Genomic DNA, 650 nt, shown 5'->3' with positions numbered 1-650 from the left:
TAAAATTATTCTATTTTTAAGTTTTTTAATAGCTTCACGATATCTCCAAGTAATTGTTCCTATAGGTTTATTTAAAATTTCTCCAATATTTTTAAATGTAAGATCAGATATTGCATGTAAAATAACGACTTCTCTTTCTTCATCTTTTAACAATGCTAAAGCTTCATTAATTTGAAGTTTTTGATTAACGTCTTCTGCTATATCTTTGTTATCATATAAATTAATTTCATCTACTATATCTTCTTTATTATATTTTCTTAAATAATCAATAGATGTGTTCCTTGTTATTGTCATAATCCAACCTTTATGATTACTATTTTTCTTATACTTATCACTACTGCCCCATATTTTAACAAACACATCTTGACATATATCTTCAGCTAAACTTTCAGATTTTATAATAGATAAAGCATAAGAATAAATAGCATTCCCATAACAATCATAAATCTTTTTTAAGGATTCCTTTTTCCCACTAGTAATTTCTCTTAAGCACCTTAGAAATTCAAACTCACTCATAACTCCTCCATATGTTTTTCGAAGCATACTTCACTTATTATACGTTTTAAACAATATAAATTTATGGTAAACTCATTATATAAAATAATAATTTATATTTAAACTTTCATATTCTTAAATATACTGAAATTTTT

At 23.7% G+C, this 650-nt stretch carries 1 protein-coding gene; it reads right to left on the bottom strand.

The genetic code is table 11. From position 1 onward, the window contains the following. A partial coding sequence (locus A500_RS19100) for an RNA polymerase sigma factor (RefSeq protein WP_016209214.1) occupies positions 1 to 516 on the bottom strand: 516 nt, incomplete at its 3' end. Positions 517 to 650 lie beyond the last annotated feature (134 nt).

It is taken from the genome of Clostridium sartagoforme AAU1, assembly GCF_000401215.1.
GTDB classification, from domain to species: Bacteria; Bacillota; Clostridia; order Clostridiales; family Clostridiaceae; genus Clostridium; species Clostridium sartagoforme.
The sequence above is the reverse complement of the archived record's forward strand: the minus strand, read 5'-3'. Positions and strand labels throughout refer to the sequence as shown.